The 13,118-nt window shown below is 63.6% G+C and carries 16 protein-coding genes and 2 tRNA genes; 13 read left to right on the forward strand and 5 right to left on the reverse strand.

Translation table 11 applies throughout. The features are described from left to right. Window positions 1-11: 11 nt before the first annotated feature. Complete coding sequence (locus SOM28_RS08135) at window positions 12-464, forward strand: DUF4149 domain-containing protein (RefSeq protein ID WP_320467796.1); 453 nt, start codon at window positions 12-14, stop codon at window positions 462-464. 49 nt (window positions 465-513) lie between these two features. On the opposite strand, the gene yhbY is transcribed toward SOM28_RS08135, so the two are convergent. Continuing rightward, the gene (gene yhbY / locus SOM28_RS08140) at window positions 514-984 is read right to left on the reverse strand and encodes a ribosome assembly RNA-binding protein YhbY (RefSeq protein WP_123072170.1); all 471 of its coding nucleotides are present in this window, start codon (window positions 982-984) and stop codon (window positions 514-516) included. 44 nt (window positions 985-1,028) lie between these two features. On the opposite strand from yhbY, the gene SOM28_RS08145 reads away from it, so the two are divergent. The 6 genes from SOM28_RS08145 (at window position 1,029) to SOM28_RS08170 (ending at window position 6,533) form a co-directional block, all read left to right on the forward strand. Next, complete coding sequence (locus SOM28_RS08145) at window positions 1,029-1,676, forward strand: RlmE family RNA methyltransferase (protein ID WP_123072169.1); 648 nt, start codon at window positions 1,029-1,031, stop codon at window positions 1,674-1,676. Window positions 1,677-1,903: 227 nt separating this feature from the next. After that, a complete protein-coding gene (ftsH, locus tag SOM28_RS08150) occupies window positions 1,904-3,787 on the forward strand; it encodes an ATP-dependent zinc metalloprotease FtsH (RefSeq protein WP_320467797.1) in 1,884 nt (627 codons plus the stop codon). A 156-nt stretch (window positions 3,788-3,943) separates the two neighbouring features. After that, window positions 3,944-4,804: a dihydropteroate synthase gene (folP, locus tag SOM28_RS08155; protein WP_320467798.1), complete on the forward strand. Its 861-nt coding sequence runs from the start codon at window positions 3,944-3,946 to the stop codon at window positions 4,802-4,804. A 31-nt stretch (window positions 4,805-4,835) separates the two neighbouring features. Next, window positions 4,836-6,176, forward strand: coding sequence for a phosphoglucosamine mutase (gene glmM / locus SOM28_RS08160; protein WP_123067607.1), 1,341 nt, complete (start codon window positions 4,836-4,838; stop codon window positions 6,174-6,176). A gap of 75 nt (window positions 6,177-6,251) precedes the next feature. Then, window positions 6,252-6,328 (forward strand) — tRNA-Pro (locus tag SOM28_RS08165). Window positions 6,329-6,456: 128 nt separating this feature from the next. Then, a tRNA-Arg gene (locus SOM28_RS08170) sits at window positions 6,457-6,533 on the forward strand. A 31-nt stretch (window positions 6,534-6,564) separates the two neighbouring features. On the opposite strand, the gene SOM28_RS08175 is transcribed toward SOM28_RS08170, so the two are convergent. Together SOM28_RS08175 and SOM28_RS08180 are read right to left on the reverse strand one after the other, a co-directional pair. Beyond that, the gene (locus tag SOM28_RS08175) at window positions 6,565-7,614 is read right to left on the reverse strand and encodes a DUF4214 domain-containing protein (protein WP_320467799.1); all 1,050 of its coding nucleotides are present in this window, start codon (window positions 7,612-7,614) and stop codon (window positions 6,565-6,567) included. A gap of 144 nt (window positions 7,615-7,758) precedes the next feature. Beyond that, window positions 7,759-8,169 carry a tellurite resistance TerB family protein gene (locus SOM28_RS08180; RefSeq protein ID WP_320467800.1) on the reverse strand — a complete coding sequence of 137 codons (411 nt, stop codon included), beginning with the start codon at window positions 8,167-8,169 and terminating at the stop codon, window positions 7,759-7,761. Window positions 8,170-8,277: 108 nt separating this feature from the next. Here SOM28_RS08180 and SOM28_RS08185 point away from each other — a divergent pair, with 108 nt between their 5' ends. Continuing rightward, a complete protein-coding gene (locus SOM28_RS08185) occupies window positions 8,278-9,180 on the forward strand; it encodes a LysR family transcriptional regulator (protein ID WP_320467801.1) in 903 nt (300 codons plus the stop codon). On the opposite strand, the gene SOM28_RS08190 is transcribed toward SOM28_RS08185, so the two are convergent. Further along, window positions 9,177-9,464, reverse strand: coding sequence for a hypothetical protein (locus SOM28_RS08190; RefSeq protein WP_320467802.1), 288 nt, complete (start codon window positions 9,462-9,464; stop codon window positions 9,177-9,179). The two genes, SOM28_RS08185 and SOM28_RS08190, sit on opposite strands and share 4 nt — an antisense overlap. Next, on the reverse strand, window positions 9,461-10,195 hold the full coding sequence (locus SOM28_RS08195; RefSeq protein ID WP_320467803.1) for a S24 family peptidase: 735 nt from the start codon (window positions 10,193-10,195) through the stop codon (window positions 9,461-9,463). The genes SOM28_RS08190 and SOM28_RS08195 overlap by 4 nt, the downstream gene beginning before the upstream one ends. A 141-nt stretch (window positions 10,196-10,336) precedes the next feature. On the opposite strand from SOM28_RS08195, the gene SOM28_RS08200 reads away from it, so the two are divergent. From SOM28_RS08200 to SOM28_RS08220, 5 genes are all read left to right on the forward strand, one after another. Next, complete coding sequence (locus tag SOM28_RS08200; RefSeq protein WP_123067602.1) at window positions 10,337-10,723, forward strand: hypothetical protein; 387 nt, start codon at window positions 10,337-10,339, stop codon at window positions 10,721-10,723. A gap of 46 nt (window positions 10,724-10,769) precedes the next feature. Further along, on the forward strand, window positions 10,770-11,357 hold the full coding sequence (locus tag SOM28_RS08205) for a hypothetical protein (protein ID WP_123067601.1): 588 nt from the start codon (window positions 10,770-10,772) through the stop codon (window positions 11,355-11,357). 208 nt (window positions 11,358-11,565) lie between these two features. Next, entirely contained in the window at window positions 11,566-12,213 is a 648-nt protein-coding gene (locus SOM28_RS08210; RefSeq protein ID WP_123067600.1) for a phage tail protein, read from the forward strand. Window positions 12,214-12,332: 119 nt separating this feature from the next. Further along, window positions 12,333-12,782 carry a phage tail assembly chaperone gene (locus SOM28_RS08215; protein ID WP_123067599.1) on the forward strand — a complete coding sequence of 150 codons (450 nt, stop codon included), beginning with the start codon at window positions 12,333-12,335 and terminating at the stop codon, window positions 12,780-12,782. Window positions 12,783-12,799: 17 nt separating this feature from the next. Further along, on the forward strand, window positions 12,800-13,105 hold the full coding sequence (locus SOM28_RS08220; RefSeq protein WP_229414793.1) for a DUF1799 domain-containing protein: 306 nt from the start codon (window positions 12,800-12,802) through the stop codon (window positions 13,103-13,105). Window positions 13,106-13,118: the final 13 nt, after the last annotated feature.

The following is a 13,118-nucleotide window of genomic DNA, read 5'->3' on the forward strand; positions in this document are numbered from 1 at the left end:
CGGCCAGTGGGGTGAAGGCAGGGCGCCTGCCGGCGGCACGCCTGCTGGTAGCCGCGCTGTGGGCGGGTGTCCTGTGGGCGCTCGGCTATATCGCGGCGCCGGCGGCGTTCGCCGTCCTGGACAGTGTGCAGGCGGGCGACCTGGTCGCGGTGCTGCTCACGCGCCAGGCGTGGTTGTCGATCGCCTGCGCCGTCGTGCTGCTGGTCTTGCTGCGGCTGTCGACCGACCTGGCGCCGCCGCGTCGCAAATTCCTGAGCCTGCTGGTGCTGGCGATGCTGGCGTGTACGCTGGTGATTTTCGTCGGCTTGCAGCCGGCCATGGCGCAATTGCGTGAGCTGGCCGGGCCGGGCGGGGTGAGGGCGTCGCCGTACTGGACGCAGTTCGCCGTGATGCATGGGGTGTCGCAGCTGTTCTATCTCGTGCAGAGCTTGCTCGGAGCGTGGCTGCTGGTCAGATTGCGTTGAGCGCAAACTGTACCGACGTAAAAAAACCGGGTTGCCCCGGTTTTTTTGTTCACTTATTCAGCGAATTTTTCTTGGAACTGGTCTGACGCGGTTTGGCGCGCTTGATGTTGCCGCCGGCGGTGACGCGTTCGTTCCCCTTCAGCATGACCTTGGTGACGCTCGGCTTCTTGGTGCCGCTGGCGCTGGCCTTGACGATGGTGACTTCGCGCATGCCCGGGCCCGATTTGCCGCTGCGCTCCTTGACCGCCTCTTTCTTTGGACGGTAGAGGACCAGCAGCTTGCCGATGTGCTGGACCTGGGCGGTGTCGAGATCGGTGGCGATCTGGTCGTACATGGCGACGCGCGCTTCGCGGTCGTCGCCGAACACGCGCACCTTGATCAGGCCGTGCGCATCGAGGCTGGCCGAGATTTCCTTGACGACGGATTCGGTAAGGCCGGCTTCGCCGATCATGACGACTGGATTGAGCCCGTGAGCTTCTGCGCGCAGGGCGCTGCGCTCGGCCGGTGTGAGTTTGATCATAACAATATTTTTTGATGTACCTATAAAAGCAGTATTCTACGCGAATGGCCAAGAACAAATTAAACAAAAACTGGTTACACGACCATATTAACGATCCCTACGTGAAACTTGCACAAAAAGAGGGTTATCGGGCACGTGCGGCCTACAAACTCAAGGAGATCGATGAGGCTGAAAAGCTCATCAAGTCCGGCCACACCGTGGTCGACCTCGGTTGCACCCCCGGCAGCTGGGCCCAGTACACCCGGCGCAAGCTGGCAGGCAAGGACGGCGGCGGGATCAATGGCACCATCATCGGCCTGGACATCCTGCCAATGGAAGCCATCGCGGACGTTCAATATATCCAGGGTGACTTCCGAGAAGAAGAAGTGCTCTCCCAGCTGGATACTGTCCTGTCCGGCCGCAGAGTCGATGTGGTGCTGTCCGATATGGCGCCCAATTTGTCCGGCATCAGTCATGCCGATGCGGCGCGCATGGAACATTTAATCGATCTGGCGATCGAATTTTCGCAGGCCCACCTGAAACCCGAAGGGGCATTGCTGGTAAAGTGCTTTAAAGACATGGGTTTTACACAAATCCTGGAGAAATTCCGGACCGAATTCAAGGTGGTGAAACAGGTCAAGCCCAAAGCGAGTCGCGACAAATCATCCGAGATTTTCCTGCTGGGGCGCGGCCTGAAGAACCCATCGGCATAAACCTGCATCCGGGCATAGAATTGCCCCTTGAAATCCTGGCGCGCGGCCATACATCTGCCGCGTGATCCCGCTGCTTGCGCCTCCTTACGGGGCGGCCTGCGGCCATTGGGACGTAAAAACATAGTATTTTGGCACTATTGCCTGCACCGCGTGGCGGTGTCGGCTTATTGCGGGTAAAATCAGAATACTGAAATCGGTAGAGATGCAATTGCATCGGAGGAGTGCTCGTGAATAATATGTTTTCCAAATCCGCCATCTGGGTGGTCGTCGCGCTGCTGTTGTTCATGCTGTTCAAGCAGTTCGACACCCATAGCGTCGCCGGCGGCAGCAAGACCATTGCTTATTCCGAGCTGCTCGATGAGATCAAACAACGTCGCATCAAGGATGTGACGATCGAAGGCTCGAATATCACCGCCACCCGCAGCGACGATTCCAAGGTGCGCGCGACCGCGACCATCCTGGACCGCGGCCTGATCGGCGACCTGCGCGAAAACGGCGTGCGCTTCGACGTGAAGCCGCCGGAAGAGCCATCGTTCCTGCAGCAGGTCTTCATTTCGTGGTTCCCGATGCTGCTCCTGATCGGCGTCTGGGTGTTCTTCATGCGCCAGATGCAGGGCGGCGGCAAGGGCGGCGCTTTCTCCTTCGGCAAGTCGAAGGCGCGCATGCTCGACGAAACCAATAACACCGTCACCTTCGCCGACGTCGCCGGTTGCGACGAAGCGAAAGAAGAAGTCTCGGAAATCGTCGACTTCCTCAAGGATCCAACCAAATTCCAGAAATTGGGTGGCCGCATTCCACGCGGCGTGCTGATGGTCGGTCCTCCGGGTACCGGCAAGACCCTGCTGGCGCGCGCCATCGCCGGCGAAGCCAAGGTGCCGTTCTTCTCGATCTCGGGTTCCGACTTCGTCGAGATGTTCGTCGGCGTCGGTGCGTCGCGTGTTCGCGACATGTTCGAGAACGCCAAGAAGCATTCGCCTTGCATCATCTTCATCGACGAGATCGACGCGGTCGGCCGTCACCGTGGCGCTGGCATGGGCGGCGGTAACGACGAACGCGAACAGACCCTCAACCAGCTGCTGGTCGAGATGGACGGCTTTGAGGCGCAATCGGGCGTGATCGTGATCGCCGCCACCAACCGCGCCGACGTGCTGGATAAAGCGCTGCTGCGTCCGGGCCGTTTCGACCGCCAGGTGATGGTGGGCCTGCCGGACATCCGCGGCCGCGAACAGATCCTCAACGTGCACATGCGTAAAGTGCCGATCGGCACCGACGTCAAGGCCGACATCCTGGCGCGCGGCACCCCGGGCTTCTCGGGCGCCGACCTGGCCAACCTGGTCAACGAAGCCGCGCTGTTCGCCGCACGCCGCAGCAAGCGCCTGGTCGAGATGATCGACTTCGAAGACGCCAAGGACAAGATCTATATGGGTCCGGAGCGCAAGTCGATGGTCATGCGCGAAGAAGAACGCCGCAACACGGCCTATCACGAGTCGGGCCACGCGGTGGTCGCCAAGCTGCTGCCGAAGGCCGACCCGGTGCACAAGGTCACGATCATGCCGCGCGGTTACGCGCTGGGCTTGACCTGGCAGCTGCCGGAGCACGACGCGCTGTCTGGCTACAAAGACAAGATGCTCGAGGAAATCTCGATCCTGTTCGGCGGCCGTATTGCTGAAGAGATCTTTGTCGGCCAAATGTCGACCGGCGCATCGAACGACTTTTCGCGTGCCACCAAGCTGGCGCGCTCGATGGTCACCCGCTTCGGCATGTCCGACAGCATGGGCGTGATGGTCTACGAAGACAGCGAGAACGAAGGCTTCTTTGGCGGCGCGACCAAGACCATCTCGGAAGCGACGCAGCAGAAGGTCGACGCCGAGATCCGCGCCATCCTCGACACGCAGTACGCGCTGGCACGCCGTCTGCTGGAAGAGAACCGCGAAAAGGTCGAGATGATGACCAAGGCGCTGCTCGACTGGGAAACCATCGATTCCGAGCAGATCAACGACATCATGGCCGGCCGCGAGCCGCGCCAGCCGAAGACCGTGCTGACCAAGCGCACGCCGCCAGGCGACAGCGGCTCGGGCGGTGTGGCGCCGAATGCCACCGCACCGGCCTGACGCTGTCTCTCCCCTCAAAGGCACCCGTCAGGGTGCCTTTTTTGTTTTACAAAAAGCTGGGGTCAGGTCTGACATTCGGACACGAACTCAACCTTTAAATACGTTTATTGTCGAGGCCGTGTCTGATTGTCAGACCTGACCCCGCTGTTTTTCGCCATGACCAAAAAACTGCAATGCGGCCACTTCAGCTTCGCGCTGGAGGGGGCCGAAGCTGCCTATCCAGTGGTGATGGGCATCCTCAACATTACCCCCGACTCGTTCTCCGACGGTGGCCGCTACCAGGGCCTCGAGTTTGCGCTGACCCATGCCGAGACGATGATCAAGGATGGCGCCACCATGATCGACATCGGCGGCGAATCGACCCGTCCCGGCTCGCCCAGCGTGCCGCTCGACGAAGAACTGCGGCGCGTGATGCCGACCCTGTACGCGCTGCGCACGCTCGACGTCGCGCTGTCGGTCGACACCTGCAAGCCCGAGGTCATGCGCGAAGCGCTGATCGCCGGCGCCGACATGATCAACGACATCAACGGTTTCCGTGCGCCGGGCGCGATCGACGCGGTGCAGGACAGCGATTGCGGCCTGTGCGTGATGCACATGCAGGCCACGCCCGACACGATGCAGCAGGCGCCGCGTTACGACGACGTGGTGGGGGAGGTGATCGCCTTCTTGCGCGAACGGGTGGATGCGATGACCGCGGCCGGCATCGAGCGCGAGCGTATCTGCGTCGATCCCGGCTTCGGCTTCGGCAAGACGGTCGAACACAATTACGCCTTGCTGCGCGGCTTGCCGCGCTTGCGCGAGGAACTCGGCTTGCCGGTACTGGCCGGCATGTCGCGTAAATCCATGATCGGCGCCGTTACCGGGCGGCCGGTCGAGCAGCGGGTGGCCGGCAGCATCGGCGCGGCATTGGCTGCGGTAGCGCATGGCGCTAGAATCGTGCGTGTGCATGATGTGGCGGAGACTGTCGATGCCCTGAAGGTGTGGCATGCGGCGATGCATCCACTGTCGGTCCTGTAAAAATCGTTTCAATAAGAGAAAAGAGAACTAGATGGCACGGAAATATTTCGGCACCGATGGCATTCGTGGCACGGTGGGCGTTGCGCCAATTACTCCTGAATTCGTGATGCGTCTCGGCTATGCCGCCGGCACCGTCCTGGCCAAGGGCCGCAAGTCGAGCAGCGGCCGTCCAGTCGTCCTGATCGGCAAGGACACCCGCATCTCGGGCTATATGCTCGAAGCGGCGCTGGAAGCCGGCCTGTCCGCCGCCGGCGTCGATTCGATGCTGGCCGGCCCGATGCCGACCCCGGCCATCGCCTACCTGACCCGCGCGCTGCGCCTGCAGGCCGGCGTCGTGATCTCGGCCTCGCACAATCCCTTCCAGGACAACGGCATCAAGTTCTTCTCGGAACACGGCACCAAGCTGCCGGACGCCGTCGAGCTCGAGATCGAGGAAGCGATCGACCAGCCGATGGGCTGCGTCGCCTCCGATAAACTCGGCCGCGCGACCCGCCTGCGCGACGCCCAGGGCCGCTACATCGAATTCTGCAAGAGCACCTTCCCGAATGAACTCGACCTGCGCGGCCTGAAGATCGTCGTCGACAGCGCCCACGGGGCGGCCTACAACATCGCGCCGCACGTGTTCCACGAACTCGGCGCCGAAGTGATCTCGATCGGCGCCCAGCCGGACGGCTTCAATATCAATGCCGGCTTTGGCGCCACCGCGCCGAAGGCGCTGTCCGAAGCCGTGGTGGCCAACAAGGCCGACCTCGGCATCGCGCTGGACGGCGACGCCGACCGCCTGATCATGGTCGACGCCAATGGCCGCGTCTACAACGGCGACGAGCTGCTGTACGTGATGGTGCGCGACCGCATGAGCACCGGTCCAGTGGCGGGCGCGGTCGGCACCCTGATGACGAATATGGCGCTCGAAGTCGCCTTCAAGCAGATGGGCATCGGCTTCGCACGCGCCAAGGTCGGCGACCGCTACGTGCTCGAAGTCATGAAAGAGCGCGGCTGGCTGTTCGGCGGCGAAGGCTCGGGTCACCTGCTGGCGCTGGACAAGCACAGCACCGGCGACGGCATCGTGTCAGCGCTGCAAGTGCTGTCGGCCTTGGTGCGCGGCAATAAGTCGCTGGCGGAATGCTGCAGCGAGTTGCAACTGTTCCCGCAGACCCTGATCAACAAAAAGGTCACGCCGGGCTTCGACTGGACCAGCGACCAGGCGCTGGTGGCCGAGAAGGAAGCGGTCGAGCGCGAACTGGGCGACAACGGCCGCGTGCTGATCCGTGCGTCCGGCACCGAACCGCTGATCCGCGTGATGGTGGAAGCGAAAGAGGCACAGCTTGCCGAGAGCATGGCGCGCCGCATCGCGGACAAGCTGGCGGCGTGATTGAAAGGCCAGCCTGGTCGGATGCAGGCAGGGGCTGGCATTTCGCGTCGCCATCGCTTATAATGTTTCTCACGGCGGAGTGTAGCGCAGCCCGGTAGCGCACCTGGTTTGGGACCAGGGGGTCCAAGGTTCGAATCCTTGTACTCCGACCAAAAGATTCATCGAGACAGGCCGTCCCAGGACGGCCTGTTTTGTTTTCAGCATCGCTACGCCAGCCAGGCTTGCACTGCCATATTGCAAGCATCAATGCTGGCGGTTTATAGTAGCGCCTCTTCCAGGACCGCCCTTAGCTCAGTCGGATAGAGCAACAGCCTTCTAAGCTGTGGGTCGGGGGTTCGATTCCCTCAGGGCGGGCCACACTGTGCCATTCGATGGACTTGCTTGCTGATCAGGTCACGATGAACTCGTACCCCGCCTGCAGCGACCCGATCACCTTGGCCTGATTTTCCGGGCTTTCACTGAAGCCCACGAGCACGTCGGCCACCGTCATCTCCTTGCTGTCCAGCGCATCCATCCAGTAGGCAAACCCTGTCGCGTCCGGTGCACGGTCGAGCACGTTCGCATAGAGGAGGGTGACGATGTCCGCATGGCTGGCTTTAGGACCGACCAGTTCGCCGAACTCGGCCGAGTGGACGAAAGCGTCCGCCACCGCGTGCAGGCTTGCCCCGTCACCCATCTTGCCCATCCAGTATCCCAGGCCAACCTTGTCCGGCGTGCGGTCGAAGGCCGCCTGGTACAGGCGATAGGCTTCGGCCGGAAAGCCCGTGGTTTCGTAAGAAATGACGTCGCCGCCCTCGAAGGACAGCCGCTCGACGTTGCGCAGGGTGTCGACGCCGTCCAGGCCCAGCAGGTCGGTGACCGTGATCGTCCCGTTTTTCACGCTGACCGCGTATTCGTCGCGATAGCCTTCCAGCCAGAAAGTATCGATGCCGGCGCCACCATCCACGAAGTCGTCCGAGCGCGTGCCATACAGCATGTCGTGGCCGCCGGTGCCGGCGATGGTGTTGGTCGGCAGGTAGACCGGCACCCGGTCTTCGTAGACGTTCACGCTGGCATAGGTATCGTAGTAGCCCTGGCTCCACGATGCGTCGATGTAGTACCAGCCCGTATAGGGAGCGACGAAGGCGGCGTAATCGTAGCCATAGGCGCCGCTGCCATCGTCGCTGGCGATTTCCCGGCCATCGTCGTCGTAGATGCGCAGGTCGATGGGATCGAAGTAACTGCCGCTCTGGACCGTGTAGGCCATGCCCCTGGTGGCGTGGAAGACGAAGATGTCGTCCTGGCTGGCGTATGGATCATGGGTGCCGAACTGGGCGGTGCGGGCGTAGTACTGGCCGAGTTCCGGATCGTGTACCGGCCGCAGGTCGAGCCGCCAGGCCCAGTCCATCTCGGACGGCGTCAGGTTATACCGGGAATCCTGGGGGGAGTAGTTCGACATGATGGACCTCGCGCAATGTGAGGTCTTCATTGTATGGCTGGGTTATTCCAGCAATATGTTGAATTGGTGTCGCTTTGTAACGGCGGCGTCTGAATTGCAAGCATGTCTTTCAAAGTATGCATGCGAGGACGCCGCCCCGTCTCATCAATGGATGCTGCCGGCCTCGACGCCCGAGCCGGCCCAGGCATGCATCGCGCGGCGCAGCAGCCTGCGCTCGCGGTGGTCGATCACGCTGTCGGCGCGTACGATCTCGAGCATGCCCTTGAGGACAGTGGCGCGCAGCAGCTCGTCCTGCACCTCGCCCAGCAGGCGGTCGATCGTCTCGGGCGCAATCTCGACCATGCCGGCCGCGCGGTCGGCGCTGGTCGCCAGCAAGTCCTGGGTCAGTTCGCCCGCCGTGTCGTCGAAGGTGTCTTCGCTCACCCGCAGCGCCTCGAGCACGCCGCTGCGGTGCAGGCTCTTGAGCTCCTGCGGCGCGATGCGGCCGTCGACGATCATGGCCAGCGCCAGCAGGCGGCACATGGCTTTCGGGCTGTTGGTGGGATAACTTCTCATTGCATTCCTCGCTTCTACAAGAATTGGGAGTCATCAATATACGGCGCGATGATTCGAAAGTAAAATCGAATAATCTTTCGACATCATTCCATTTTTTGGTGGTATTGCATGATCAATTACAAGCACCTCCAATACTTTCATGCGGTCGCGACGGTGGGCAGCGTGGCGCGCGCCGCGGAACAGCTGCACGTGTCGCCGCAGGCGATCAGCACCCAGTTGCAGGTGCTGGAAGACCAGCTTGGCGAGGAATTGCTGCGCAAGAAGGGACGCGGGCTGGCCTTGACCGAAGCCGGCAAGACGGTGCTGCGCTATGCCGACCAGATCTTCAGCCTGGGTAACGAGCTGGAGCAGGCAGTGCGGCGCGGCGTGTTCACGGAGACCGAAACCCTGCGGGTCGGCCTGTGCGACGTGATCGCCAAGACGATGGCCTTCCGCCTGCTGCAGCCGGCGCGTGACGCCGGCCTGGCCATGCACCTGGTGTGCAGGGAAGGGCGCTTCGCCGACCTGATGGACGACCTGAGCGCGCACCGGCTCGACCTGCTGATCTCGGACCAGGGCCTGCCGCCCGGCGGCGCGGTGCGCGGCCACAGTCACCTGCTGGGATCGAGCACGGTGACCGTGGTCGCTCATCGCGATGTCTGCCGGCGCTGGGACGGGCCATTCCCGCAACGCCTGAAGGGCGCGCCCTTCCTGATGCCGGGCGAGGACGCGGCCCTGCACAGCCAGCTCAAGGCCTGGCTCGAAGCGCACGGACTGCGTCCGATCGTGGTGGGCGAATTCGACGATGGCGCCTTGCTCGGTTCCTTCGCCGGCGCAGGCGCCGGTTTCATGGTGGCGCCGACCGTGCTGGCGGAGTCGCTGTGCGTGCAGTATGGACTGGAGCAGGTGGGCGTGATCGATTCGATCGTCGAGCAGATCTATGCCGTGACGGTCGAGCGGCGCGTGCACCATCCGGCATTGCAGCGCATCCTGGAGCGCGCGCCCAGCGCCTTCGGACAGGCGCCGTCCTAGAACGGCGGCGCGGTGTCGTCGGGCGGCGGCCCGTCGAGATCGATCTCTCGTTCGACCATGCCGGCAAGGTCGAGTTCCGGCAGCAGCGGGCGCGTATCGAACTGCGCGTAGGCCTGCGTCGGATTCGCGCGCGGCGCCGCCAGCATGATCGGCAGGCGCGGGAACCAGGGGCCGAGCCGCGCCAGCAGGGCGTCGCCGGCGCCGGCCCGCAGGCAGTCGGGATCGGTAAAGACGAGCGCCATCCGGATGCCGCGCACGGTGACGATGCCGCTGCTCAGTGTCAAATGCGGTCGCTTTCCTTGCGCACCACGCGGCCGATGACGATGCATTCGCCGCCCTGGCACAGCTTGCGGTGGTATTTGCGCCCGTCGACGTTGTCCGAGGTCAGCCACCACTGGCCGGCGTCGCGCGCCAGGCGCTTGACCACGGCTTCGCCCTCGTAGTTGAAGGCGTACACGGCGCCGTCCACCAGCTTGGTGTCGAGCGTGTTGATGACCACGATGTCGCCCGCGTACAGCGAGGGCTCCATACTCTCGCCCTTGACGTAGATCGCGATCAGGTGCGACGGACTGTATTGGTTGCGCTCGAGCCAGGTGCGGCGCATGCCGAGCGTGCCGCCGTCGCGCTTTTCCGGCTCGGTCTGGTAGCCGGTGATACCGGCCGACAGCCGCAGCTTGACCATCGGGATCTGCACGAAACCATCGTCGTCGCCTTCGGCCGCCACCACCCGCAGGGCGTTGGTCACGCCGCCAGGAGGTGAGTCGTTCGCCGGCGCGCCCGACATCGACGCCAGGATGTCGGGCGGCAAGCTGCGGCCGGTGACGCGCGAAATGGCGAGCAGCTGCTTCAGGTTCGGGCTGTGCTTTTCGTTTTCCCAGTGCGAGATATTGGCTTTGGTATTGCCGCGCTCGGTGCCGAGCTCGAGCGCCAGCCGCGCGCCGAGCGCCGTGCCGGACAGGCCGGCGCCAGTACGCGCTTCTCTCACCCAGCCCGCGATCGTCGTGTTTAGTTCCATATGCCCATGGTATAGGAAATCTTTACGATTGGGTATAGTTTTGCTTGACTCCATTGTATAGCATTCCTATACTTTGATCAGCCGCAAGACGCGGCGAGGCGGAAATGACTTCGCCTCGCGACCACCATGGGATGAACGAATATGGATGTCAGTGATGAACCCGGTGGCCACGCGCGCCGCCGCCTGAGCCAGCAAGATTTCGACAGCGCGCTGTTCGCCGCACTGCAGGAAGGCGTGTGCGCCACCGCCGATATCGCGCGGCGGCTTGCGTACTCCCGTTCGCGGGTCTGCGTGCGTCTGATCGAGCTGGAAGACTTGAACCACGTGCACCGGATCGGCAAGGAGCCGGGCAAGGCCGACGTCTGGAAACACGGCCCTGAACTGGGACGCGATGGCACGCCGCTGTATCCGGTCGAGCCGCTCTATCCCGAGATGGCCCCGACGCCCGTCTACGCGGACTTCACACCAGTCAATGGCCGCGATCCATTGGTCGCCGCGCTGTTCGGCCCGGCGCCCCTGCGCGCCTGATTGCATACCGGCGAGCGCCGCTCGCCCCACCACACCAGGAGACACGATGTTTGTAGAAAAATATTTGCGCGCGCTGCATGCCAACGACCTGCGCGACGATGGGATCAACGATGCGACCGACGCCCTTGCCGCAGCGGCCCTGGCTGACCTGTCGGGCGGTTCGCGCAATGTGTTCGGCTCGCTCCTGGTGCGGGCCAAGTATGCGCACCCGATTCCGCAGCACGGCGCCGACGGCGCCGGCCGGACCATCGCCGCGCTGCTGCGCGCCTGGACCGAGGCAGTGACCGCCAAGGGGCTGGCGCGTGGCTGGATGAAGATCAAGCACGAGTGGGACATCAAGGCCGCGACCGCGATGTATGCCAAGATCGCCCGGGTCAGCCTGGCGCACTGGCTGGCGGGCGAGTGCGCGGTCTGCCACGGCACCAGGGTCGATGGCGAGCGCGGCTGCACCGCCTGCGCCGGCAGCGGCCGCGAGCCGATCCGCGGCGGGGCGGTCGAACGCGAGAAGGTCGCCGACATGGTGAGTGAGCTGGAAGGCCTGTACCAGTCGCATTGCGCGCGCGCCGGCGCACGCCTGCGCCGTGCGCCGCCGGCGACGCAAAAAGAACTTGGCGCTGCCAACAAACACCCCTAAGATTCATCCATCACTTCCCTCGATCCACGTAATGTGCGCCACAGCGCCAACGTCACCCGAGGCAGACGAGCAGCCGACCCGATAGTGTCGGCGCTCGACCCTACGACACCCACATCGAAGCCGCCCCGAGCAATCCGGGCGGCTTTTTCTTTGCCCGCAAGGGCGCAATGGCCCGGCAACGGGCTTTTTCATTTGAAAGGCTTCATCAATGGCACTCTCGCTCCCAACCGGCACCCAGTACGCGGTCGCCACCGCCTATGCCGCCATCGTCAGCGTCACCGCCGCCAGCAACGCGGCCGAGACCGAACTGACCACCGCGGCGAACACCTTCGCCGCCGGCGACTACGTCGAATACGTCGGCGGCTGGAGCCGCATGACCAACCGCGTGTTCCGCGTCAAGGCCGCCGCCGCGACCTCGGTCACGCTGGAAGGCATGGACACCAGCGTGGCGAACCTGTTCCCGGCCGGCGCCGGCGCCGGCACGCTGCGCAAGGTCACCACCTGGGTTCCGATCCAGCAGATGCTGACCGCCGAACCGTCGGGCGGCGATCCGAAGTACGCCGCCGTCAGCCTGCTCGACAACGAGAACGACATCAACCTGCCGGACGGCTACAACGCCCAGAGCCTGGCGATGACGATCGCCGACGATCCTGCGCTGCCGCACCACAAGGCGCTCAAGCAGGTCGCTGACTCGCGCAAGATCGCCGCGCTGAAGGCCGAGCTGCCGAACGGCAGCAAGATCCTCTACAACGGCTACATCAGCTTCGACGAGACCCCGACCATGACCAAGGGCCAGGTGATGGCCGTGCGCGCGGGTTGCGCGATGCAGGGTCGTCCGGTGCGTTACGTGGCGTAAGCGACCGGCACGCCAGCCGCTTTCGGCGCGCAAGCATGTCCCGGCGCCACGCCGGGACATGGCTGGCATTTTTCGCCCCGTTCACCGCACGACATCCATTTACTTAGAAAGCAATCAATATGGTCAAAGCGAGCAAAATCGTCCTGGGCAAGCGTCCCGAGGCATTCACCAAGGACGTGACTTTCCCGATGCTTGACGGCGGGGAAGGGTGCATGAGCATCACCTACAAATATCGCAGCAAATCGGAATTCGCCGCGTTCTACGACGCGTTCCAGGCCCGCCTGAGCGCCGAGGCCGAAACGGAGATCGCGCGCTTCAAGGCGGCCGAGGAGGCCGCAGAAAAGAACAACGAGCCGGCGCCGAAGTTCTCGATCACCCAGAGCGACATCATCGCGCGCCAGGCGAAGGTCAGCATCGAATTCATCCTGGAGAGCGTCGAGGGCTGGAATCTCGAGGTGCCCTTCGACCGTGAGGCGATCGCCGAGCTCGTCGACACCGTGCCGGCGGCGGTCAAGGCCATCATCGGCGACTACCAGACCGCGATCAACGAAGGACGCCTGGGAAACTGAGGGCCATCGCCGCCGCCATGTACACCCCCGGCCTGACCGACAAGGAACTGGCCGAAATGGACGCGGCGGGCTTGAGCGAGAGCGACTTCCCGGATGTGAAGATCGACGTCTGGCCCGAGAACGAACCGGCCTATTACCTGTTCCTGACCCTGCAAACGCAGTGGCGGGTTGGCATGGGCGGCGCGACTGGTCTCGATTATGCGGCCTTGCCGGTCGCGCTGCGGATGATCGGCGCGGCCCGTGCGCAGTGGCAGCAGTTGATGGCCGATGTGCGCGTGATGGAACTGGCTGCCCTGGCAGCGATGGCGCACCGCGGAGATTAAGCCGCAACGATCG

The organism is Massilia sp. CFBP9026 (assembly GCF_034045165.1).
Taxonomy (GTDB): Bacteria; Pseudomonadota; Gammaproteobacteria; order Burkholderiales; family Burkholderiaceae_D; genus Telluria; species Telluria arenae.